The sequence below is a fragment of the Delftia sp. DLF01 genome (assembly GCF_014852125.1).
Taxonomy (GTDB): domain Bacteria; phylum Pseudomonadota; class Gammaproteobacteria; order Burkholderiales; family Burkholderiaceae_C; genus Comamonas; species Comamonas acidovorans.
Genome location: NZ_JACVAZ010000001.1, coordinates 1,029,479 through 1,051,809, shown reverse-complemented (window position 1 = coordinate 1,051,809; position 22,331 = coordinate 1,029,479). Strand labels below are relative to the sequence as shown.

21 protein-coding genes and 2 tRNA genes are annotated in these 22,331 nt (G+C 67.4%); 9 read left to right on the top strand and 14 right to left on the bottom strand.

Annotated elements, in window-relative coordinates; all coding sequences use genetic code 11:
- Nucleotides 1-133: 133 nt before the first annotated feature.
- Together IB269_RS04615 and IB269_RS04610 are read right to left on the bottom strand one after the other, a co-directional pair.
- Nucleotides 134-793, bottom strand: a complete 660-nt coding sequence (locus tag IB269_RS04615; RefSeq protein ID WP_013801694.1) for an RBBP9/YdeN family alpha/beta hydrolase — start codon at nt 791-793, stop codon at nt 134-136.
- A gap of 115 nt (nt 794-908) precedes the next feature.
- Nucleotides 909-1,838: a LysR family transcriptional regulator gene (locus IB269_RS04610; protein WP_016448262.1), complete on the bottom strand. Its 930-nt coding sequence runs from the start codon at nt 1,836-1,838 to the stop codon at nt 909-911.
- Between the two features lie 176 nt (nt 1,839-2,014).
- Here IB269_RS04610 and IB269_RS04605 point away from each other — a divergent pair, with 176 nt between their 5' ends.
- Both IB269_RS04605 and IB269_RS04600 read left to right on the top strand, forming a co-directional pair.
- Complete coding sequence (locus IB269_RS04605) at nt 2,015-2,653, top strand: FMN-dependent NADH-azoreductase (RefSeq protein ID WP_012206392.1); 639 nt, start codon at nt 2,015-2,017, stop codon at nt 2,651-2,653.
- Nucleotides 2,654-2,987: 334 nt separating this feature from the next.
- The gene (locus tag IB269_RS04600) at nt 2,988-3,476 is read left to right on the top strand and encodes a hypothetical protein (protein WP_192366497.1); all 489 of its coding nucleotides are present in this window, start codon (nt 2,988-2,990) and stop codon (nt 3,474-3,476) included.
- An 89-nt stretch (nt 3,477-3,565) separates the two neighbouring features.
- On the opposite strand, the gene IB269_RS04595 is transcribed toward IB269_RS04600, so the two are convergent.
- From IB269_RS04595 to IB269_RS04580, 4 genes are all read right to left on the bottom strand, one after another.
- Entirely contained in the window at nt 3,566-4,114 is a 549-nt protein-coding gene (locus IB269_RS04595; RefSeq protein WP_063325741.1) for an NADPH-dependent FMN reductase, read from the bottom strand.
- A gap of 95 nt (nt 4,115-4,209) precedes the next feature.
- On the bottom strand, nt 4,210-5,040 hold the full coding sequence (locus IB269_RS04590; protein ID WP_192366496.1) for a MetQ/NlpA family ABC transporter substrate-binding protein: 831 nt from the start codon (nt 5,038-5,040) through the stop codon (nt 4,210-4,212).
- A gap of 62 nt (nt 5,041-5,102) precedes the next feature.
- Complete coding sequence (locus IB269_RS04585) at nt 5,103-5,768, bottom strand: methionine ABC transporter permease (RefSeq protein ID WP_012206396.1); 666 nt, start codon at nt 5,766-5,768, stop codon at nt 5,103-5,105.
- A 67-nt stretch (nt 5,769-5,835) separates the two neighbouring features.
- The gene (locus tag IB269_RS04580) at nt 5,836-6,717 is read right to left on the bottom strand and encodes a methionine ABC transporter ATP-binding protein (protein WP_192366495.1); all 882 of its coding nucleotides are present in this window, start codon (nt 6,715-6,717) and stop codon (nt 5,836-5,838) included.
- Nucleotides 6,718-7,103: 386 nt separating this feature from the next.
- On the opposite strand from IB269_RS04580, the gene IB269_RS04575 reads away from it, so the two are divergent.
- The 6 genes from IB269_RS04575 (at nt 7,104) to IB269_RS04550 (ending at nt 12,586) form a co-directional block, all read left to right on the top strand.
- Nucleotides 7,104-7,844 (top strand): energy-coupling factor ABC transporter ATP-binding protein, encoded by a 741-nt coding sequence (locus IB269_RS04575; RefSeq protein ID WP_192366494.1) that lies wholly within the window; start codon nt 7,104-7,106, stop codon nt 7,842-7,844.
- 17 nt (nt 7,845-7,861) lie between these two features.
- Nucleotides 7,862-8,455 carry an energy-coupling factor transporter transmembrane component T family protein gene (locus tag IB269_RS04570; RefSeq protein ID WP_043820550.1) on the top strand — a complete coding sequence of 198 codons (594 nt, stop codon included), beginning with the start codon at nt 7,862-7,864 and terminating at the stop codon, nt 8,453-8,455.
- A gap of 68 nt (nt 8,456-8,523) precedes the next feature.
- On the top strand, nt 8,524-9,117 hold the full coding sequence (locus tag IB269_RS04565) for a biotin transporter BioY (RefSeq protein ID WP_012206400.1): 594 nt from the start codon (nt 8,524-8,526) through the stop codon (nt 9,115-9,117).
- Nucleotides 9,110-10,660: an AMP-binding protein gene (locus IB269_RS04560; protein WP_192366493.1), complete on the top strand. Its 1,551-nt coding sequence runs from the start codon at nt 9,110-9,112 to the stop codon at nt 10,658-10,660. Before IB269_RS04565 ends, IB269_RS04560 begins: the two co-directional genes overlap by 8 nt.
- Nucleotides 10,657-11,856 (top strand): thiolase family protein, encoded by a 1,200-nt coding sequence (locus tag IB269_RS04555; protein ID WP_192366492.1) that lies wholly within the window; start codon nt 10,657-10,659, stop codon nt 11,854-11,856. Before IB269_RS04560 ends, IB269_RS04555 begins: the two co-directional genes overlap by 4 nt.
- A gap of 4 nt (nt 11,857-11,860) precedes the next feature.
- The gene (locus tag IB269_RS04550) at nt 11,861-12,586 is read left to right on the top strand and encodes a nitroreductase (RefSeq protein ID WP_192366491.1); all 726 of its coding nucleotides are present in this window, start codon (nt 11,861-11,863) and stop codon (nt 12,584-12,586) included.
- A gap of 199 nt (nt 12,587-12,785) precedes the next feature.
- Here the strand turns inward: IB269_RS04550 and IB269_RS04545 are convergent, their stop codons facing one another.
- From IB269_RS04545 to IB269_RS04530, 4 genes are all read right to left on the bottom strand, one after another.
- Complete coding sequence (locus IB269_RS04545) at nt 12,786-13,604, bottom strand: MetQ/NlpA family ABC transporter substrate-binding protein (RefSeq protein ID WP_012206404.1); 819 nt, start codon at nt 13,602-13,604, stop codon at nt 12,786-12,788.
- A gap of 134 nt (nt 13,605-13,738) precedes the next feature.
- Nucleotides 13,739-14,089: a single-stranded DNA-binding protein gene (locus IB269_RS04540; RefSeq protein ID WP_012206405.1), complete on the bottom strand. Its 351-nt coding sequence runs from the start codon at nt 14,087-14,089 to the stop codon at nt 13,739-13,741.
- Between the two features lie 259 nt (nt 14,090-14,348).
- Nucleotides 14,349-14,425 (bottom strand) — tRNA-Pro (locus tag IB269_RS04535).
- Between the two features lie 107 nt (nt 14,426-14,532).
- The gene (locus tag IB269_RS04530; RefSeq protein WP_192366490.1) at nt 14,533-17,586 is read right to left on the bottom strand and encodes an FAD-binding and (Fe-S)-binding domain-containing protein; all 3,054 of its coding nucleotides are present in this window, start codon (nt 17,584-17,586) and stop codon (nt 14,533-14,535) included.
- A gap of 53 nt (nt 17,587-17,639) precedes the next feature.
- Between IB269_RS04530 and IB269_RS04525 the strand changes: the two genes are divergently transcribed.
- Entirely contained in the window at nt 17,640-18,638 is a 999-nt protein-coding gene (locus IB269_RS04525; protein WP_071956347.1) for a LysR substrate-binding domain-containing protein, read from the top strand.
- Between the two features lie 100 nt (nt 18,639-18,738).
- Here IB269_RS04525 and IB269_RS04520 read toward each other — a convergent pair.
- The 4 genes from IB269_RS04520 to pheT all read right to left on the bottom strand — a co-directional run bounded on the left by IB269_RS04520 (nt 18,739) and on the right by pheT (nt 22,258).
- Nucleotides 18,739-18,815, bottom strand: a tRNA-Pro gene (locus IB269_RS04520).
- Nucleotides 18,816-18,845: 30 nt separating this feature from the next.
- On the bottom strand, nt 18,846-19,256 hold the full coding sequence (locus IB269_RS04515; protein ID WP_013801679.1) for a MerR family transcriptional regulator: 411 nt from the start codon (nt 19,254-19,256) through the stop codon (nt 18,846-18,848).
- 188 nt (nt 19,257-19,444) lie between these two features.
- On the bottom strand, nt 19,445-19,777 hold the full coding sequence (locus IB269_RS04510; RefSeq protein ID WP_012206409.1) for an integration host factor subunit alpha: 333 nt from the start codon (nt 19,775-19,777) through the stop codon (nt 19,445-19,447).
- 33 nt (nt 19,778-19,810) lie between these two features.
- The gene (pheT, locus tag IB269_RS04505; protein WP_192366489.1) at nt 19,811-22,258 is read right to left on the bottom strand and encodes a phenylalanine--tRNA ligase subunit beta; all 2,448 of its coding nucleotides are present in this window, start codon (nt 22,256-22,258) and stop codon (nt 19,811-19,813) included.
- Nucleotides 22,259-22,331: the final 73 nt, after the last annotated feature.

Here is a 22,331-nt window from a genome sequence, read left to right as displayed (position 1 = left end):
ATCTCTGCGGTGTATTCACAGACAGTCACATTGTGCGAACGCTGACTTAAAACTCAAAAGAATATATTTTTGTTTGTTAATGGCCTGTCACCATATAAAGAACCTGCCCTGCCCGCGGTCACCCGCCGGCCCATCACAGACCGGCAGCCCATGGCGCGCCAGCGCCAGTACCCGCAGAGACGGAGGCATGCGCAGCCGCCACACGCGGCGGGCGCGGCGAGCGCGGCGAACGCACGGCAGGCCGGGGCTGCGCCGGCTGCCAGCTGTCGCCCTGCATCAGCGACTGCAGCAGCGCCAGGCCCAGGGGCCAGTCGCCAAAGCCTGATTCGACATTGATGTGCCCCGCGTTCTGCAGCCGCACGAACTCGCTTCCCCAGGCCCTCGCATAGGCGCCGGCCCGGCGGATCGGACAGTAGGGGTCGTTGCTGCTGGCCACCAGCACGCTGCGGTACGGCAGCGGCGCATAGGGCACGGGCGCAAAGTCGGCCAGCTGGGCACGGCGCTCGGGATCGGCCGGCGCCACCAGCAGCGCACCGCGCACGCGCGCACTGGCCTCGGGGCCCAGGTGCGCGGCCGTGATGCAGCCCAGGCTGTGGGCGGCCAGCACCACTGGCTCGGGCCGGGACAGCACCAGTTGCTCCAGCGCGGCCACCCAGGGATCGCGGTGGGGCACCAGCCAGTCGTCCTGCTCCACGCGCTCGGCATGCGGCAGCTGCTGCGCCCACAGGCTTTGCCAGTGGTCAGGACCGGAGTTGCGCCAGCCGGGCACGATGATGATGCGGTGGGGATTCATGGGTTCTCCTGGACTGTCCATTGCTGGACATGGGCCCCGATTGTGGAGAACACCGCCAACTATCCCAACGAACGTTTTGTTGTTTTCTTATGGCGTGGCGAGGTGCAACCCAACCCTAGCGTGCCACCGGCTCGCGCGTGGCATGGCTGTTGCGCCCCGGCACGGTTTCGCCGAGGAAGTCCAGGAAATGCCGCACGGCCGGCGCCAGGCCGCGCCGCGAGGGAAAGACCGCGTGCACGATGCCCTGGGGCGGCTCCCAGCCCGGCAGCAGGTGCACGAGCCGGCCCTCGGCCAGTTCCTCGTGGCACATGTAGTCAGGCAGCCAGCACATGCCACTGCCGGCCAGCGCCGCGAATTTCAGCGTCAGCAGGTCATCCACCACATAGCGCGGCTGCAGCTGCAGGCGTTGCTCGCGGCCTTCGGGGCCGACCAGCAGCAGGCTGGACTGGCCATCCACCGCCGACATGGACATGCTGTCCAGGTGCTGCAGGTCGGCCAGTGCACGCGGCGTGCCCTGGCGCTCCAGCAGCTCCGGGCTGGCAACGAGGATCTGGCGCGCCACATCCAGCCGCTTGACGACCATGGAGCCGCTGTCCTCCAGGCTGGGGCGCACGCGCAGCGCCACGTCGATGCCCTCCTCCACCAGGTTCACGGGCCGGTTGGTCACCTGCATTTCCACATGCACCAGCGGGCAGCGCTGCAGGAACTGGGGCATGAGTTCGCCCAGCACGGTCTGGGCCAGGGTCACGGGGCAGCTCACGCGGATGGTGCCGCGCGGCTCGGTCTGCACCTCGGCCACGGTGTCGGCGGCGGCCAGGGCCGCATCGCGCATGGCCTGGCAATGGCGCAGGTAGGCCTCGCCCACCTGGGTCAGCGAGAGCTTGCGCGTGGTGCGCTGCAGCAGGCGCACCCCCAGCCGGGCCTCCAGCTCGGCCACGCGCCGCGACAGCCGCGACTTGGGTATGCCCAGCGCCCGCCCGGCAGAGGCAAAGCCGCCGCGCTCCACCACCTCGGCGAAGTACAGCATGTCGTTGAGATCCATCATGTCGCGCGTCCCTCCCCTGTGCTCATTGACTGCAAATTCAGGACAATCTATCGCAATTTCGGCGGCTTATCAAAGACTCTGTCCAAATTCACAATTGATCCCATCGTCGGCCCTACAAGCTTTCCCGAGTGGCCGATCCCAACCGCGATCCCAACCGACATCTCAGGAGCTTTTCCATGCAAGTGCTGCACATCGACTCTTCCATCACCGGCGCCGCTTCGGTGTCCCGCCAGCTGACCGCCCAGACCGTGGCTGCCCTGGTGGCCGCCAACCCCGGCGCCAAGGTCGAATACCTGGATCTGGCCGTGAACGCCCCCGACCACCTGAACGCGGTGTCCATGGGTTTTCGCACCGGCCAGGCCGCCACGACGGAAGCCGAGCGCGCACAGAACGCCATCTCCGAAGCCCTGGTGAGCCAGTTCCTGGCGGCCGATGTGGTCGTGGTCGGCGCTCCGTTCTACAACTTCACCATCTCCAGCCAGCTCAAGGCCTGGATCGACCGCATCGCCCAGGGCGGCCGCACCTTCCGCTACACCGCAGCCGGCCCCGAAGGCCTGGCCAAGGGCAAGAAGGTCATCGTGGCCTCCACGCGCGGCGGCGTGTACTCCACCAGCGAAATGGGCCAGGCCCTGGAGCACCAGGAAAGCTATCTGAAGACGGTGTTCGGCTTCCTGGGCATCACCGATGTGAGCATCGTGCGCGCAGAAGGCGTGGCCATGGGCGATGAGTCCAAGGCCAAGGCCCTGGAATCGGCCCGCAGCGACATCGTGCGTGCAGCGGCTGCCGCCAATCAGGAAGCGGCCATCGCCGCCTGAGGGCCATTGCAGCCCGCAGGGGCTGCCTGCTCAATGAATGGACAAGCGCCTGGGTTTCGGCCCAGGCGCTTTTGCTTTTGGAGAAGCACGGCGCGGACGTGCCGGGCCGTCCGGAATGCTCCCAATGGACTGTGGCGAATAAAAGAGGTATCCGCCTCTGCACCTCCTTTGAAAAAAGCAATGCGCGATGGGCTTTCGCAGACACACGAAGCTGGTAGGCTGAACCATCACCGCCCTATTCGCGGCTTTGTCCGACACGAACCCTCTGTATTTCAGAAGGACGGCGGACCTGCCGATATCCAGGCAGCCTTATTGCATTCACTGCCTTCCATCCATGCCAGCCACAAGCCACCGTCCCCATGCCCGGCCCCGCGGCCCTGTCCATGTCCATGTCCGCCCGCCGTCCGATGAAAACCTGGTGATCACGGTGATTGCCGTGTCCCTGCTGGCCATTACCGTGCTGGGCATCGGCGTCTACCAGTTCATGCAGTACCAGCGCGAGCAGGATCAGGAGCAGCTCAATTCGCGCGTGTACCGCAGCTATGTGCGCAACACCGACGAGGCACCTGCGCCCGAGGAGCCCGAGCAGCCCGCCGCCACGCCCACCCCCGCCAAGCCCAGCCAGCAGCAGCTGAACCAGGAAATGACGCGCAAGCTGCTGGCCCATCCCGGCGTGACGCCCGGTGCCGGCTTTTCGGCGCCCGGCGTCAAGTCGACGGGCGTGGTGATCATCGACGCCATCGACCAGGCCCAGGCGCGCGAGAAGGCATCGTCCGCCACACGCCCTGCTGCGGCGATTGCCAACCCCTCTCCCGCTTCCTGACGCTTCCTGACCTCTGCGCTCACAGGAGCCGCAACGCAAAAGCCCGGCATTGCCGGGCTTTTTTGTGTCTTGAGGCCTTGCCGCACCGCTCACTGGTGCTTGCGCGCCCAGGCAGCGAACTTCTGCACAAAGCCGTTCACGAAGTCGCGGCTGCCGGCGCCGATGGAGCCGTCTTCGGCAAACAGGCCGTCCTTGGCCTGGATGAAGATTTCGGGCTGGGCCAGCGTCGGCATGTCCAGGTAGGCCAGCACATTGCGCAGGTGCTGCTGCGCCAGCGCCGTGCCGATGGCACCCACGGAGACGCCGGCCACGGCAGCGGGCTTGCCGGCCCAGACGCTCTTGCCGTAGGGGCGCGAGCCCTGGTCCAGCGCATTCTTGAGCACACCGGGAATCGAGCGGTTGTACTCGGGCGTCAGGAACAGCACGGCCTGGGCCGACTGGATCTGGGCGCGGAACTGCTTGACCACGTCCACCTCATTGCCGTCATGGTCCTGGTTGTACAGGGGCAGGCTGTCGATGGCGACCTGCTCGAAGACCAAGCCTTCGGGCGCCAGGCGCGCAATGGCGTCGGCGAATTTGCGGTTGAAGGAATCCTTGCGCAGGCTGCCCACGATGACAGCGACCTTGATCTGGCTCATGCATTGCTCCTGGAGGAAATGGCGGGAAACGGGCGGGAAAGAGGCGGGAGGCGCACCTCCCGCAAGCAGCCATTATGTGGCCGCGTTCAGCAGGCTCACTGTAGGAAGGAGGGCTTGGCGTAGCCCTGGAACTTGCTGTCCACCACGGCCTTGAATTCGGTGGAGCGGTAGACCTCGGCCAGGTCCTTGGCCCATGCCGTGCCCTGGTCCTTCTTCTTGATGGCCACCACGTTCAGGTAGTGGTCGGGGGTCTTTTCCAGCGAGACGGCCTCGGTCAGCTTCAGGCCCGAGGAGATGGCGAAGTTGCCGTTGATGATGGCGTACTCGGTGTCGCCCAGCGAACGCGGCAGCTGTGCGGCTTCCAGCGGGATGAACTTGAGCTTGCGCGGATTCTCGGCCAGGTCCTTTTCGGACACGCGCAGCGGGTCGATGCCGGGCTTGGCCTTGATCAGCCCGGCCTGCTCCAGCAGCACCAGCGCACGCGCCAGGTTGCTCGGGTCGTTGGGCAGGGTCACGCGGTCGCCTTCCTTGGCCTCGGCCAGGGTCTTGCGGGTCTTGGAATACACGCCCAGGGGGGCGATGGGGCCTTGCACCAGCTCCACCAGATCCAGCTTCTGGTCGGCCGCGAACTTCTGCAGGTAGACGCGGTGCTGGAAGAAGTTGGCGTCCAGCGAGCCCTGTGCCAGCGCCAGGTTGGGCTGCACGTAGTCGTTGAACTCCACCAGCTTGACCTGGTAGCCCTTCTTTTGCAGCAGCGGCACGATGCCCTGCTTGAGCTGGTCGATGTTGGAGCCGGCCGTGCCGCCGATCACCAGCTGCTTCTTGTCGGCCTGGGCGTGGGCGGGCAGCGCCGGCACGCTGGCAGCGGCAAGGGCGGCGGCCGAGGCCAGCAGATGGCGGCGCACGAAGGAAAGGGATGCGGTCATGTCGGAATCCTTTTTTTGGGAGAGAGCGGGAAGAAAGAAGAAAGCGGGTCCGGACAGCGCACTCAGCCGCGCTTGTCCAGGCGGCGGGCCGCCGTGTTGCCCACGAACTGGATGACCTGGACCATGGCCACGAGGATGGTCACGGTGAGCACCATCACATCGGTCTGGAAGCGGTAGTAGCCGTAGCGGATGGCCAGATCGCCAATGCCGCCGCCGCCCACCACGCCGGCAATGGCCGAGTACGACAGAAAGCTCACGGCCAGCACGGTCAGCGCCAGCACCAGGCCCGAACGCGCCTCGACGATGAGCACGCGCCAGACGATCTGCAGCTCCGATGCGCCCATGGCGTGCGCGGCCTCGATCACGCCGCGCGGCACATCGCGCAGGCACTGGTCCACCAGCCGTGCCAGGTAGGGAATGGCCGCCACGGACAGCGGCACGGCCGCAGCCAGCGGGCCGATGGAGGTGCCGGCCAGCCAGCGCGTGAAGGGCACCAGCGCGACCAGCAAGATGATGAAGGGGAAGGACCGCACGGTGTTGACCGTCCAGTTCAGCACGGCAAAGGCCGGGCGGTTGTCCAGCGACTGGCCGGGACCCAGCAGGAACAGCAGCACGCCCAGCGGGCCGCCAATGAGCACGGCGGCCGACAGGCCGATGCCCAGCATCAAAAGGGTCTGGCCCATGGCCAGCCACAGCTCGGGCAGGATTTCGACGATGTTTTCAGACATGGGAATGCGGAATCGAAAAGAAGGGAAAACAGGAAGAGGCGAAAGGCGGGAACGGGCGAAAGCCCCATCAGTGCTCGGAGCCGCCCACGGCGCGCAGCACCACGGGGCGGGTGGCGCCGCGCTCGCGCAGGGCCTTGTCGGCGCGCTCCACGCGCAGGGCCTCGAGTTCGCTGCCCAGCAGCGTGGCGCGCTGCGGCGCCTCGTAGGCACGGCCCTGCGGCAGGGCAGGCAGCGTGAAGCGTTCTGCCACCTGGCCCTGCTCAATGATGGCCACCTCGCTGCACAGCGCATCGACCACGGCCAGCTCGTGCGTGACGATGACGATGGTCACGCCCAGGCGGCTGTTGATGTCGGCCAGCGTGGCCAGGATGGAGCGCGTGGTCTCGCTGTCCAGCGCCGAGGTGGGCTCGTCGCACAGCAGCACCTGCGGGCGCGGCGCCAGGGCGCGCGCAATCGCCACGCGCTGCTTCTGGCCGCCCGACAGCTGGGCAGGATGGCTGGCCGCCTTGTCGGTCAGGCCGACGATGTCCAGGCACTCGCGCACGCGCTGCTCGATCTGGGCACGCGAATGGCCACCGTGGATGCGCAGCGGAAAGGCCACATTCTCGAACACGGTGGCGTTCTGCAGCAGGTTGAACTGCTGAAAGATCATGCCGATGTTCTGGCGCGCCTCGCGCAGCGCGCGGCGGCCCAGGTCGGTCAGGCGCTGGCCTGACACCACCACCTCGCCGCTGTCGGGACGCTCGAGCAGGTTGATCAGGCGCAGCAGCGTGGACTTGCCCGCGCCGCTCTTGCCGATCAGGCCGAAGACCGTGCCCTGGCCAATGTCCAGTGATACCGAACGCACGGCATCGAAGTGCTTGCCATCGGCTGTTACAAATTTCTTTTGCAGGTCGCGCAGGCGGATCAGCGCGTTTTCCGGGGCCAAATGGGCGGTCTGGACGGTCATGGAGTCTCGGTTCGGCAGTGAAAACGGTCCTGGGATCGGCAACGGCAGCCTTTGCACCGCCATCTCCAGGCAATGGCGCGCAATTTCCGGGCCCTGTGCTGAGGAGTTGGACGCAGTTGCAAGCCGATGGGCATGCGTTGTCTTGCGTCGTCGCCAAGCACAGGCGAATCCCCAGGATCTGCCGTCATTAGTGTTCTAACGAGTGTGTTGCAAAACGTTGTTCAAACAAAAGAATAAAAAATACGGTGCTTATATCGATTGCCGTCTTTCAAGCCTTGATGTACGGCCTGGACGGCATTGCTAGAATCCGCCCCCGACAGGCCTGTACAACGGCAAGATCCCTTGCGGTTGCGTGCATTACAGGTAAGTGCCCGCTTTCCTTTGCCATGCCCGAATCCTCCCGAACTGCCGACCGCCCTGCCAGCACCGCCAGCCTGCGCGTGGAAGCCGTGCGCCTGCGGCGCGGCATCACAACAGTCTTTGACGGCCTCGACCTGCGGCTGGACGAGCCGCGCGTGGGCCTCATCGGCGACAACGGCGCCGGCAAGACCAGCCTGTTCCGCCTGCTGTGCGGACTGGATGCGCCCGAGGCCGGGCGCGTGCTGCTGGACGGCACCGAACTGCACGAAGCCCGTGCACAGCGCCCGGGCCAGGTCGGGCTGATGTTCCAGAACCCCGACGACCAGATCATCTTCCCCACCGTGGAGGAAGAGCTGGCCCTGGGTCTGCGCCCTTCGGGGATCTCGCGGCGCGAGGCCACGGAACGCGCCCGCGCCCTGCTGGCCAGCCGCGGCCTGGCCGACTGGGCACCGCGCGCCGTGGCCGGACTCAGCCAGGGCCAGCGCCAGCAGGTGTGCTGGCTGGCCCTGCTCATTGCCGCGCCGCGCGTGCTGCTGCTGGACGAGCCCTTCGCCAGCCTGGACCTGCCGGGCCAGGCGCGGCTGGCCCGGGACATCGCGGCCGCCGAGCAGCAGGTGCTGGTCTCCACCCATGTGCTGGACCACGTGCGCAGCTTTGGCCGCGTGCTCTGGCTGGAGCGCGGCAAAGTGCGCGCAGACGGCCCCGGCCATGAGGTCTGCGCAGCCTATGAAGCCGACGTGGCACACCGGCTGCAAGCGCAGGACTGACGCAGGAGCCGGCCGCCATGGGAAGCCTCTACAGCGAATACACCAGTTGGCTCCATGCCTGGAGCGCGGGCCGCAAGCTGCTGCTCATGGCGCTGCTGGGAACGGGCCTGTTCCTCATCGATTCACCGTGGCTGCTGGCCCTGGCCGGCGCCGCCTGCGGCCTGCTGTGGCTGTCGCTGGGCCGTGCCACCGAGGGCGCACGGCGGCTCATGCTGTCGGTCACCGTGGCCGCCCTGCTGGTCGCTGCCTTCCATGTGTGGATGCAGCACTACGCCCTGGCCGCCGCCAGCGCGCTGCGCCTGGTCTGCGCCTCCACGCTGGGCATGGCGCTGACCGTGAGCACACGCCCCAGCGATCTGGTCGATGTGCTGGAGCGGCTGCTGGCGCCGCTGGAGCGCATCGGCATCTCCCCCGAACAGGTGGCCCTGCAGCTGGCATTGATGCTGCGTTTCACCGAGCATTTCTTTGTGCAGTGGAAGCGCATGGACGATGCCCACCGGCTGCGCACGGGCCGCGCGGGCGGCCTGCGCCTGATTGCGCCGCTGACCATCCACATGCTGCAGGCCACGCGCCGCGTGTCCGATGCGCTGTGGGCTCGCCTGGGCCGCTGAGGCCTGCCCTGCCCCATTTCCCGACCAATCCATACGCAAGAGCCTTGCGAGAACCTTCCGAGAACTCCATGACCGCCCCCTCCACCGTCTCACGCGCCTCTGCGCGCTCCATGGCCCAGGTCTCGCTGTTTGCGGCGCTGATGGCGGTCATGGGCCTGATTCCCAAGATCGACCTGCCGCTGGGCGTGCCCATCACCATCCAGTCGCTGGGCGTGATGCTGGCCGGCGTGATGCTCGGCCCCTGGCGCGGCATGCAGTCCATGCTGCTGTTCCTCGCGGCCGTGGCCGTGGGCCTGCCCCTGCTGTCGGGCGGGCGCGGCGGCATTGCCGTCTTCATGGCGCCCTCGGCCGGCTACCTGCTGGGCTACCCGCTGGCGGCCTGCATTGCCGGCCTGGTCATGCGTGCGCTGCCCCAGGGCGCGCCCCGGCGCGCGGCGTTCAGCGCCTTTGCGGCCTCGGCGCTGGGCGGGCTGGTGGCCCTGCATGCCTTTGGCGTGCTGGGCCTCATGCTGATGGCCAAGCTCAGCCTGTCGCAGGCCTTCATGGCCACCTTGCTGTTCGTGCCCGGCGATCTGATCAAGTGCGTGCTGTGCGCCCTGGTGGTGCACACGGTGGCGCGCGGCATGCCGGACTGGCCGTTCGGAGGCCGCCAGCATGGTTGAGCCGCTCGCGTCCCACCCGCTGGCCGCGCCGCTGCAGCACCCGTGGACCCTGGTCCATGGCCCGCTGGAGCATTGGGCCCGGCAGCGCCCCGATGCGATGGCGCTGCAAAGCGAGGCAGGCCAATGGAGCTTTGCCGCGCTGCATGCCGCCGTGCTGCAGCGCTCGGCCGCGCTGGTGGCCCGCCAGGCGCCAGAGATGCTGCTGCTGGACACGGGCGGCAGCGCCAGCACCGTGGATGCCATCGTCGAATTCCTCGCCATCCTGCACAGCGGCCGCTGCGCCGCCGTGGCCGACCCCGATTGGCCCGAGGCCGTGCGCCAGCGCATCGAAGGCTGGCTTCCCACGGCGCCCAGCGCTCTGGCCGAGGCCACGGCCACCGGCGCCTTCTACACCGGCTTCACCTCGGGCAGCACCGGGCTGCCCAAGGGCTTCATGCGCCACCACCGTTCGTGGACAGAGAGCTTTCGCGTCTGCCTCGAGGACTTCGGCCCCGTGGCCGCGCAGCGCACCATGGCGCCCGGGCGCATCTCGCATTCGCTGTTCCTGTTCGGCGTGATGCAGGGCCTGTGGTGCGGCGAAGGCGCCGTGGTGCAGGAGCGGTTCTCGGCAGCGCGCTGCCTGGCCTCGCTGGCGCGCGGCGAGGCGCCCTGCCTGGTCGCCGTGCCCAGCCAATTGCTGCTGATGCTGCAGTGGGCCGCACACCGCTCGCTGGCGCCCATCCCCGAGGTGGAGCTGATCATGATCAGCGGCGCGCGCTGGATGCGCGCCCAGACCCCGGCCCTGCGCGCGCTGTTTCCGCGCGCACGCATCATCGAGTTCTACGGCGCCTCGGAGGCCAGCTTCATCGCCTGGATGGAGGCCGACGAACAGGCCCCGCCCCAGGCCGTGGGCCGGCCCTTCAGCAATGTGCAGTTGCAGATCCGCCCCGCCACGCAGCAGCCCGGCGACCAGCCCCTGCAGCCAGGCGAGGACGGCCTGATCTACATGCGCAGCCCCATGCTGTTCATGGACTATGTGGGCGAGGCCCGCGATGGCACGGCCGCGCTGCGCGATGGCGAATGGCTGTCCGTGCGCGACATGGGCCATATCGATGCCGGCGGCCAGCTGTGCCTGGCCGGACGCCAGAGCCGCATGCTCGTCACCCAAGGCAAGAACCTGTTCCCCGAGGAAGTCGAGACCCTGCTGGCCGCGCACCCGGGCGTGGCCCAGGTCTCCATCCAAGGCCTGCCCGACGCCCTGCGCGGCATGCAGGTGCACGCCGTCGTGCAATGGCACGGCGCCGCGCCCACAGGCTCCGCACAGGCGCTGGCAGCCTGGCTGCGCGAGCGCCTGGAAAGCTACAAGCTGCCGCGCCAATGGTGGAGCTGCACCGACTGGCCGCAGACCGCCAGCGGCAAGACCGACCATGGCCGGCTGGCGCGCATGCTGGCGGCCACTGCCACTGCCACTGCCACTGCCACTGCCACTGCCACTGCCACTGCCACTGCCACGGACACTGGCCGGGCACTGCCCGGCGAACCCGCGCTGCTGCCCCTGCCATGAACCCGCAAGACGCCCCCGTCATCCTGGCCTGGGCGCGCAGCCCCGTCGCCCCCGTGGGCGGTGCGCTGCGCGAGCTTGCGGCGCACGAACTGGGCGCGCCCGTGCTCCAGGCCCTGCTGGCCCGGGCCGGCCTGCCTGCCCGGGCCGTGGATGCCGTGGTCTTAGGCAACGCCCTGGGCGCAGGCGGCAACCCGGCCCGCATGCTGGCCCTGGCTGCGGGCTTGCCGGAGCGCTGCGCGGCCCACAGCGTGGACACTCAATGCTGCTCTGGCCTGGACAGCGTGGCCCTGGCTGCGGGCCTGCTGCTGTCGGGCCAGGCCGATATCGTAGTGGCCGGTGGTGCCGAGGCCTGGAGCCGTGCCCCCATCCGCCAGACACGCCCGCGCCATGCAGACGAGTTGCCCGTCACCTATGACCGCCCCGCGTTCGCCCCCGATCCCGCACGCGACCCGGACCTGCTGCAATCCGCCGCAGACCATGCACTGGCCCATGGCATCACCCGCGCCGTTCAGGAGGCCCATGCCATCAACAGCCACGCGCTGGCGCTCGCGCACCGCGACCGGCCGGCCCAAGAGATCGTGCCCATGGCGGGGCTGGACCACGACGCCTATCCGCGCGCCTTGAACCCGGCCCGCGTTGCCCGCATGCCCGTGGTGGCCGAAGCGGGCGGCGCCGTTGACGCCCATGCACGCCAGCGCCATGCGCTGAGCACGCCCACCATCTCGCCCAAGGCCGATGGTGCAGCCCTGGTGCTGCTGGCCACGCAGCAGGCCTGTGCACGCCTGGGCCTGCAGCCACGCGCCCGCTGGGTGGCCAGTGCCTCGCTGGGCCATGCGCCCGAAACACCGCTGGTCGCCGCCGCACTGGCGGCCCAGCAGGTGCTGGAGCGTGGAGCCGCAGCGCTGCAGCTTCCTCGCCTGACTGCGGCAGAGCTCCAGGCTGTGGAGCTGCACGATGCCTTCGCCGTGCAGGCCCTGGCCTTTGCAGAAAGCCTGGGCCTGCCACTGCAGCAACTCAACACCGGCGGCGGTGGCCTGGCGCGCGGCCATCCCATTGGCGCATCGGGCGCGGTTGCGCTGGTGCGCATGCTCTCAGACCTGCACCGCACGCCAGCAGCCCACAGACCGGCCCTAGGCCTGGCCGCCATTGCAGGGGCGGGCGGCATAGGTGCGGCCTGCCTGGTGCAGGCGCTTTGAATCCATGGCCTCCGCATTTCCCATGTCCGCCAACCCACCGTCCGACACCCTTCCCTTTGGCGATGCGCATGAGGCCCTGGTGCAAGAGCGCCGCTCCGTGCGCGCCTACCGGCCCGATCCCGTGCCGGATGCGCTGCTGCACCAGCTGCTGCAATCGGCCCGCCGCGCGCCCAGCGGCGGCAACCTGCAGCCCGGCCAGTTCATCCAGGTGCGCGGCAGCCTGCGCGGCGCACTCACACAGGCGCTGCTGGCCGACTGGCAAGGCGGAGCACCTGAGCGCGAGGACTACGGCTACTTCCCCCGCCCCATGCCCATGGCGCTGCGCAAGCGCCAGGTGGCGTCGGCCCAGGCCCTGTACAGCGCCCTGGGCGTGGCCCGCGAGGACCGCGCAGGGCGCGACGCGCAGTTCGGCCGCAACTACCGCTTCTTCGACGCGCCCGTGGCCCTGGTCGTGAGCATTGACGCCCGCTTCGGCGCAGGCGGCTACATGGACCTGGGCATGACCCTGTACGGCCTGCAAATGGCCGCAGCCGCCCAGGGCCTGGGCAGCTGCGCCATCGGCGCCCTGGCCTCCTACCCCGACACCGTGCGCCGCGTGCTCGACCTGCCGCCCGGCGAGCACATCGTCTGCGGCCTGGCCCTGGGCTGGCCCGACGAGGCCGCCCCCGTCAACCGCACCCAGACCACCCGCGCACCGCTGACCGAATACTTCAGGGTACTGGGAGAATGAAAAAAAGCTGCCAATGGCAGCTTTTGCAATTCAGCCATCGCTCGCACTGAACACGGCGACCGAAACCGGCGCAACCCAAAGCGAGGGACACCGAGCAAGGGCCTATGCCGGCCGCGCCGCCCCGCAGCGAGGGTGTCGTCCCCCTCCCGCGAAGCGAGAGAGGGGGAAGCGGCGTCAGCCGCTCAGGGGGTGCTTCCTATCAAAACGCAGGAATCACCGACCCCTTGAACTGCACATCGATGAACTGGCGCACTTCATCGGAGTGGTAGGCCTTGATCAGCTGGGCCACCCAGGGCTTGCCCTTGTCGGCATCGCGCGCGACCAGGATGTTCACATAGGGGTTCTTGGCGTTTTCCTGCGCAATGGCATCGGTCTTGGGGTTCAGGCCCGCCGAGATCGCGAAGTTGGTGTTGATGGCCGAGGCGTCCAGGTCATCCAGCGAGCGTGGCAGTTGGGCTGCGTCCAGCTCCACGAAGCGCAGCTTCTTGGGGTTGGAGACCACGTCCAGCGGCGTGGCCTTCAGGCCCGCGCTTTCCTTGAGCTTGATCAGGCCCTGGGCCTGCAGCAGCAGCAGCACGCGGCCACCGTTGGTGGGGTCGTTGGGGATGCCGAACTTGGCGCCCTGGGGCAGGTCGGCCAGCTGCTTGATCTTCTTGGAATAGATGCCGATGGGGAAATTCACCGTGTCGGCCACCCAGCCGATCTTGTAGCCGCGGTCGCGCACCTGGGCGTCGAGGTAGGGGCGGTGCTGGTAGCTGTTGGCGTCCAGATCACCGGCAGACAGCGCGGCATTGGGCTGCACGTAGTCGCCGAATTCCACGATCTGGATCTTCAGGCCGTTCTTCTCGGCGACCTTCTTGACCTGTTCCATGATCTGGGCGTGCGGGCCGGCCGTGACGCCGACCTTGATGGGCTTGTCCTGCGCCTGCGCGGGCATGGCCAGCAGGGTCATGGCTGCGGTGCTGGCAATCGCGGCGGCCGTGAGCGTGCGGCGGAGGAAATGGCGCTTGGTGGGCATGGATGCGGTTCCTTGTAACCTGTCAAAAACACAGGCGCACACTGTAGCGCCAACACAGCGCGCGGCGGCCGTACCGGCACACTGCGGCTAGACAGTTTTTTCAGTAGCTCACAACCGGCGCCGCAGCGCGGGCGTCAGCGGTCCTGGAACTCGGGCGTTGCCATCACCTGGTGGGCCACGACGTCCAGCACAGGGTGGGGTTGTTCCTGGCGGTCTATCCAGACCTTGGGCGTGAAGCTGCCACGCAGCGCCACGGCATCGCCTTCGATCAGATTGCGCAGCACCTCGCAGGCCTGGGCATCGAATGCAACCACGTTGACCGGGATGGAGGTGCCATCGGATGCCTCGGAGCGCACGCGGGCCACCATGAAGGGGCGCCGATTGCGGTCGCTGCGGTGTTCGGGCGTACCGGTGAGTCTGCCGGTAATCAGTCCATCCATCATGTGCGAGACCAGGAAGAAATCGTCAGTTACAAAAGACGCCATTGTAGGTGCAGGTTTTACGTGCCCAGACCGGGACGCGCATCTTCGCGGTGCATGGACTTTTCATGCGCTGGCTGCCCTCGCCATCCGTGATGGACCTGCCTGGCGAAGCTGCACTTGCACTTGCACTTGCACTTGCACTTGCACTTGCACTTGCACTTGCTCTTCGCGGCAAGGCGCCATCGCGCGCAAAATCGGACGCGCAAAAAACAAACGTACAAAGCAAAAAGCTCCTGACGTTTCCGTCAGGAGCTTTGCGTTTTGGTCGGCGTGGCGGGATTCGAACTCGCGACCCCTTGCACCCCATGCAAGTGCGCTACCAGGCTGCGCTACACGCCGAAGCATTGAATTATAGGGACTAAAAACAGGCCTTCAGGGAAAACGCAGAGATTTTTCAAAAATGTCTGCAAATTCCTGAAATGGCGACGATCAGCCCCCGCATCTTCTCACCCCTGATGCGTGGCGCGCACGTGGTCCAGCAAGGCCTCCAACGGATGGCGCAACTGGCGTGCAGACAGTCGCTTGACCTGGCTGCGGCAGGAATAGCCGGTGGCCAGCGGCTCGCCCAGGTTCTGCTTGCTCTCGATCTGTTTCTCCCATGACTGGGCATAGATGGTCTTGGAGGTTTCGAGGTTGCGCGCCTCATGCCCGTAGGTGCCCGACATGCCGCAGCAGCCCGTGGCCTCCACGCTCAGGCGCAGCCCCCGTCGCTCGAAAAGCTGCGTCCACTGCTTGCCGCTGTCGGGCGCATTGGTCTTTTCAGTGCAGTGCGGAAGCAGCCGGTAGGCCACGCTGGCCACGCTGGTCACTGCCTCGGGCAGCACCTGCAGCAGCCACTCCTGGGGCAGCGCGACCTTCGGCACCTCGCCCATGCCCGGCACCTTGAGGTATTCCTGCCGATAGGCCAGCGTCATGGCCGGGTCCAGCCCCACCAGCGCAACGCCGGACTGCGCCAGTTGCGCCAGCTGCGCGGCATTGCGGATGGCGGCCCTGGCAAAGGCGCCCATGAATCCCTGCACATGCAGCGGCTTGCCATTGGGCAGCAGCGGCGCCAGCCAGACCTGGAATCCCAGGCGCGCCGCCAGCTCGATCAGCACCTGCAGCTGGCCGGTCTCGAAGTAGCGGGTAAAGCTGTCCTGCACGATGACCACGCTGCGCGCGCGCTGCTCGGGCGTGAGCGCAGCCAGCGCCTGCGCATCGGCCGCGCGCACCTTCCATTGCCGCAAGGTGGCTGCCAGGTCCAGCCGGCTCAGCAGCGGGCCATCGACCATGCCGATGCGACGGCTCAGCACATCGCGCATCCATGGCGAGCCCATCACCCCGTTGTAGAGCGCGGGCATGCGCGCCAGCCACGGCATGGTGAACTCCAGCGAGCCGATCAGGTAGTCACGCACGGGCCGCAGGTAGCGGCGGTGGTAGAGCTCCAGAAAGCGCGAGCGGAATTCGGGCACGTTGACCTTGACGGGACACTGCCCGGCGCAGGACTTGCAGGCCAGGCAGCCGGCCATGGCGTCATAGACCTCGTGAGAGAAATCGGCCTCGCCGCGGCGCGCCGCGCGGCTGTTGCGCCAGCGCGCGGCCAGGCTGGACAGGAAGGGTTGGGGCCGCTGCGCGACCTCCAGCACGTTGACGCCGGCCTGCCCCTGCAGGCGCAGCCATTCGCGCATCAGCGAGGCCCGGCCCTTGGGCGAATGCACGCGCTGGCGCGTGGCCTTCCAGGACGGGCACATGGCGTCGTCCGGGTCGAAGTTGTAGCAGGCGCCGTTGCCGTTGCAGTGCATGGCCGCGCCATAGCTTTGCCATACGCGCTCGTCGATCTGCCGGTCCAGCTCGCCGCGCGTGGTGACGCCGTCCACCTTGAGCAGCAAGGTCTTGCTGGCCGGCGGCGTGGCGATCTTGCCGGGGTTGAGCTGGTTGTGCGGGTCGAAGGCGGCCTTGAGCTGCTGCAGCGAGGGATACAGCTCGCCGAAGAAGGCCGGCACATATTCGGAGCGCAGGCCCTTGCCGTGCTCGCCCCACAGCAGGCCGCCATGGCGCTGCGTGAGTTCGGCCACCGCGTCGGAGATGGGGCGCACCAGGGCGGCGTCCACGGGGTTCTTCATGTCCAGGATGGGGCGCACATGCAGCACGCCGGCATCGACGTGGCCGAACATGCCGTACTGCAGGCCGTGGCTGTCCAGCAGCGCGCGGAACTCGGCAATGAACTCGGGCAGGTTCTCGGGCGGCACGGCCGTGTCTTCGACAAAGGGCTGGGGCCGCGCCTCGCCCGCCACGTTGCCCAGCAGGCCCACGGCGCGCTTGCGCATGGCATAGACGCGGTGCACCGCCGCATTGCCGGCCGCCAGCGTGTGGCCCAGCCGCTCCACCGAGGCGTCGGCGCCCAGGTGCGCGAGGAAGGCCTGCACGCGGCCATCGACCTCCTGCGGATCGTCGCCGCTGAATTCCACCAGGTTGATGCCCAGCGTGGGGCGCTGCCCGTCCTGCGGGAAGTACTCAGCCACGCTGCTCCAGACGAAGTCCTTCATGGCCAGCAGCAGCACCTTGGAATCCACCGTCTCAATGGACAGCGGCCGGTGCGCCATCAGCGCGCGCGCATCGCGCAGCGCATCCATGAAGCCCGCATAGCGCACGTTGACCAGCACCGAGTACCGGGGAATGGGCAGCACGTTGAGCCGCGCCTCCACCACGAAGCCCAGCGAGCCTTCGGCGCCGCACAGCACGCTGTTGAGGTTGAAGCGCCCGTCGCCTTCGCGCAGATGGGCCAGGTCATAGCCGGTGAGGCAGCGGTTGAGCTTGGGGAATCTGGCCTCGATCAACTCCGCCTGGTCCTCGCTGATGCGCCGCGCCGTGCGGTGCACCTTGCCGATGCGCCCCGAATCGGCGCACATGCGCTCCAGCGCCTCGGCATCCAGCGGCGCGCTGTGCAGGCGCTCGCCGCCGAGCAGCACGAAGTCCAGCGCCAGCACGTGGTCGCGCGTCTTGCCATAGGTGCAGCTGCCCTGCCCGCTGGCATCGGTGTTGATCATGCCGCCGATGGTGGCGCGGTTGGAGGTGGACAGCTCGGGGGCAAAGAACAGCCCGTATGGCTTGAGCGCGGCGTTGAGCTGGTCCTTGACCACTCCTGCCTGCACGCGCACCCAGCGCTGCTCGGCATTGATTTCGAGGATGCCGTTCATGTGCCGCGACAAGTCCATGGTCACGCCATGCGTGAGCGACTGACCGTTCGTGCCCGTGCCGCCGCCGCGCGGTGTCAGCACCACATCGCGGAACTCAGGCCGCGCCAGCACCTGCGCCGCGCTGGCCACATCCTCGGCGTGACGCGGGTAGATGGCCGCCTGCGGCATGCGCTGGTAGATGGAGTTGTCCGTGGCCAGCACGGTGCGGCTGGCATGGTCCGTGTCCACGTCGCCCTCGAAGCCGGTGGCCTTCAGTGCTTCAAGAAACTCAAGGTATTGGGCAGGCACGGGGGCGCCGGCGAGGGGCAGTGGGGCAATCGACATGGAGGGCAAGGTGGGGAGTTTTGTTGCAGGCGATCAGCCCAGGAAACCCATGCATGCAATACACGATTTCAGGCCGACCATGGCCGCAAGTATCTCTACACTCTTCCTCTGGAACAAACGAAAATTGCTGCCGCAAACACTGCATAAAACTCATGAATTACCGACGCCTGACGCCCTCCATGTCCCTGCTGCTGGTCTTCGAGGCGGCCGCGCGCCACGAAAGCTATGCGCGTGCGGCCGAGGAGCTGTCGCTCAGCCAGAGCGCCATCAGCCGGCAGGTGCAGACGCTGGAGGCGCAGCTGGGCATCAGCCTGTTCCGCCGCGAGGGCCGCACGGTGCGCCTGACCGACGTGGGGCGCCGCTACTTCATCGACCTGGGCGCCGCGCTGGGCCGCATACGCAGCGCCACCCTGCAGGCCATGTCACGCCAGTCCGGCGGTGGCACCCTCAATCTGGCCACCCTGCCCACCTTCGGCTCCAAATGGCTGCTGCCGCACCTGCATGGCTTCTACCAGGCGCAGCCCGGGGTGACGATGCACATCCACTCGCGCATCGGCGATATCGATTTCGACAGCGCAGAGATAGACGCCGCCATCACCGTGGGCACGGGAGACTGGCCCGGGCTGACCGCGCATCGCCTGTACCACGAGTTTCTGGTGGCGGTGGCCAGCCCGCAGGCGCTGCAGCAGGCCGGGCAGGCAGCAGCCTCGCCGGACTGGGCGGGCCAGCAGGTGCTGCTCACGGTGGCCAGCAACCGGCAGGCCTGGAGCGAGTGGTTCACGCACTATCGGCTCGATCACCGGCAGATGCGGATAGGGCCGAGCTTCGAGCTGACCTCGCACCTGATACAGGCCGTGCTGGCAGGCATGGGCGTGGGCCTGGTGCCACGGGTGCTGGTGGAAGAGGAGATGGCGCGCGGTGAGCTGCACGTGGTGGGAGACGCCATCCCCAGCCAGCGCAGCTACTACCTGGTCTATCCCGAGAGGAACGCGACACTGCCGGCGCTGGCAGCCTTCCGGCAATGGCTGCTTGCAACCTGCGCCCAGGGTTGATTCCTGCGCAACGGCCGCTCCCCTTCAGCGGTTGGCAGCGGTTGGCGATGGCACAAAGAAAAACGGACCACAGCCAGAAGCTGTGGTCCGTATTCATTTATGGTCGGCGTGGCGGGATTCGAACTCGCGACCCCTTGCACCCCATGCAAGTGCGCTACCAGGCTGCGCTACACGCCGAAGAATTCAATTATATACAGCTTTTTGCTCTCAAATAGAAAGCAGCGCCCGAATCTGCAAAAGCTCTTCACGCACGGCCTCCGGCTCCAGCGGAACGCTGGCCGCGGCATCGCCACCGAGCAGCGGCGCGGCAGCCGGCGCCGACACCACGACACCAGCCTGCAGCGCGGGAACCACGGCAGACCCCGAGGCTTCGCGCAGGCGGTTGCGCGCGCCATTGATGGTGAAGCCCTGCTCGTAGAGCAGCTCACGGATGCGCCGGATCATCAGCACTTCATGGTGCTGGTAGTAGCGGCGGTTGCCGCGCCGCTTCATGGGACGCAGCTGCGTGAACTCCTGCTCCCAATAGCGCAGCACATGCGGCTTGACGTCGCACAGATCCGCGACCTCACCGATGGTGAAGTAGCGCTTGGCGGGAATCTGGGGCAGAAGTGAAGCCATGGCAAATGTGGATGAGGTCAGGATGTGCAATGCCGCTGGTGCGCGGATGCCGATCCGGGAAGAAGGCCGAGCCTACTGCACAGCTCGCTTGCAGGCCAGCACCCTGTCGTAAAAACAGCCCATCCACCGCAAGGCAGACAGGCTGACGACAGCTGGGCCACGGCAAGCCGGCCCCCGGGGACGACCCTTCAGGACGCGGAGCCCGTCGTGCCTTCCTGGATCTGCTCCTTGAGCTTGCTGCTCGCATGGAAGGTCACGACGCGGCGTGCCTCGATCGGAATGGCCTCGCCCGTGCGCGGGTTGCGCCCCGGACGCGGCGCCTTGGTGCGGATCTGGAAGTTGCCGAAGCCCGACAGCTTCACATCCTCGCCCGTCACCAGGCTTTGCGAGATCAGCTCGAAGAACGCATCCACCATTTCCTTGGATTCGCGCTTGTTCAGGCCGATCTCGTCGAACAGCAGGTCCGCCAGCTGCGCCTTGGTCAGCGCGGGCGAATCAAGACTTTCCACCGTCAGTTCCATCACGGGATCTCCTTTCACGGCATGGGCCTTCCATCAGGCGCGCAGGCGCGCGCCCAGGCGTTGCTGCAGCTGCTCGAGCACGGCCTGCACGGCCTGTTCGATCTGCACGTCGGTGAGCGAGCTGTCGTCATTGCCCAGCGTCAGGCGCACGGCCAGGCTCTTTTCGTCCTGCGCCAGCGCGCCCGGTGCCGCTGTCTCGCCGGCCTTGAGCGCCTTGGGGCGGAACACATCGAACAGCACGGCGGAGCGCAGCAGGCCGCCGGTCTGGGCAGCTTCCACCGCCTGCATCAGCTGGGCATGCGTGGCCTTTTCGTTCACGACCACGGCAATGTCGCGCTCCACGGCCTGGTGCTTGGCCACGGGCTTGAACACCGGCACCTCGCGCGCCAGCACGGCATCGAGCTCCAGCTCGAACAGCACGGGCGCCTGGGCCAGATCCCATTGCTGGCGCCACTGGGGATGCAGCTCGCCGACGAAGCCGATGGACTGGCCATCGAGCAGCACGCGCGCGCAGCGGCCCGGGTGCATGGCCGGATGCTCGGCCGGCTCGAACACGGGCTTGCGAGGCGCCAGCAGCGCCTCGACATCGCCCTTGACGTCGTAGAAGTCCACCTTGGCTTCGGCGCGGCCCCATTGCAGCTGCTCTCCAGCACCCCAGGCCAGGCCCGCCACGCGCATGGGCTGGTAGAAGCCCTTGACCGTGGTGTCGCTGTCAACAACGCTGTCATCCTTGAGGAAGACACGGCCCAGCTCGAACACGCGCACGCGCTCGGCCTTGCGGTCGGCATTGAACTTGAGCACCTGCATGAGCGAGCCGATGAGGCTGGAGCGCATCACGCTGAGCTGGCTTGCGATGGGGTTGAGCAGCTGGATGGGATTGGCGTTGCCGGCCAGATCCTTCTCCCACGCGGCTTCCACAAAGCTGAAGTTGATGGTTTCCTGGTAACCCAGATCGGCCAGCGCGCGGCGCACGGCGAACTGGCTGCGGCGGTTTTCGGCGCGCAGCTTGGGCGCAATGGGCGCCAGCGGCTTGGTCGTGGGCAGGTTCTCGTAACCCACCATGCGCGCCACTTCCTCGATCAGGTCTTCCTCGATGTTGATGTCAAAGCGGAAGCTGGGCGGCGTGACGGTGAGCACGCCATCGCCCTGCTCCACCGGCAGGCCCAGGCCGGCCAGCGCATCGTGGCACTGCTGCTGCGTGAGCGGCATGCCGATGACCTTGGCCGCACGCGCCACGCGCAGCGTGACGGGCTTGGGCTGGGGCATGTTGGACTTCTGGTCGTCGATGGGGCCGCAGACGGTCTCGGGCGTGCCGCAGATCTGCAGCACCAGCTCGGTGATGCGCTCGATGTGCTCGACCGTCAGTTCGGGATCGACACCCCGCTCGAAGCGGTGGCCCGCATCGGTGGAGAAGTTGTAGCGGCGCGAACGGCCGGCAATCGCCTTGGGCCACCAGAATGCGGCCTCGATGTAGATGTGGCGCGTGTCGTCGGACACGGCTGTGGCGTCGCCGCCCATGATGCCGGCCAGCGACTCGATTTCGCGCTCATCGGCGATCACGCCCACCTGTCCATCCACGGTGACGGTGTTGCCGTTGAGCAGCTTGAGCTGCTCGCCTTCCTTGCCCCAGCGCACCTGCAGGCCGCCGTGGATCTTGTCCAGGTCGAAGATGTGCGAAGGACGACCCAGCTCGAACATCACATAGTTGGAGATGTCCACCAGCGGCGCGACGCTGCGCTGGCCGCACCGCGCCAGGCGATCGACCATCCACTGCGGCGTCTTCGCCTGGGTGTTGACATTGCGCACCACGCGGCCCGAGAAGCGGCCGCACAGGTCGGGCGCCTCGATCTTCACGGCCAGCTTGTCCTGCACGCCCACGGCGGCAGGCGTGAACGACTGGGGCTTGAGCGGCGCGCCGGTCAGCGCAGCCACTTCGCGCGCCACGCCGTAGACGCTCAGGCAATGCGCCAGATTGGGCGTGAGCTTGAGCGTGAGCAGCGTGTCATCCAGGTTCAGGTACTCGCGGATGTTCTGGCCCAGGGGCGCGTCCAGCGGCAGCTCCATCAGGCCGCCATGGTCCTCGGACAGCTTGAGCTCGCGTGCCGAGCACAGCATGCCGAAGCTCTCCACACCGCGCAGCTTGCCGATCTTGATCAGGAAAGGCTTGCCATCTTCACCGGGCGGCAGCTCGGCGCCCACCGTGGCGCAGGGCACGCGGATGCCCACGCGCGCGTTGGGCGCGCCGCAGACGATGGTCAGCAGCTCGGGTCCGCCCACATCGACCTGGCACACGCGCAGGCGATCGGCATTGGGATGCTGCTCGGCAGCCTTGATCTCACCGACGACGATCTTGGTGAACGGCGGCGCCACGGGCTCCAGCTCCTCCACCTCCAGGCCGGCCATGGTCAGGGTGTCGGCCAGTTCTTGGGTGGTCAGCGGCGGATTGCAGAACTCGCGCAGCCAGGATTCGGGAAATTGCATATCAGACTCTTTGGCGTTGGTTCAGTCCGCGCGCCGTGGCGCTGGCGGACTCTTTGGCGAAGGCTTGCAGCCG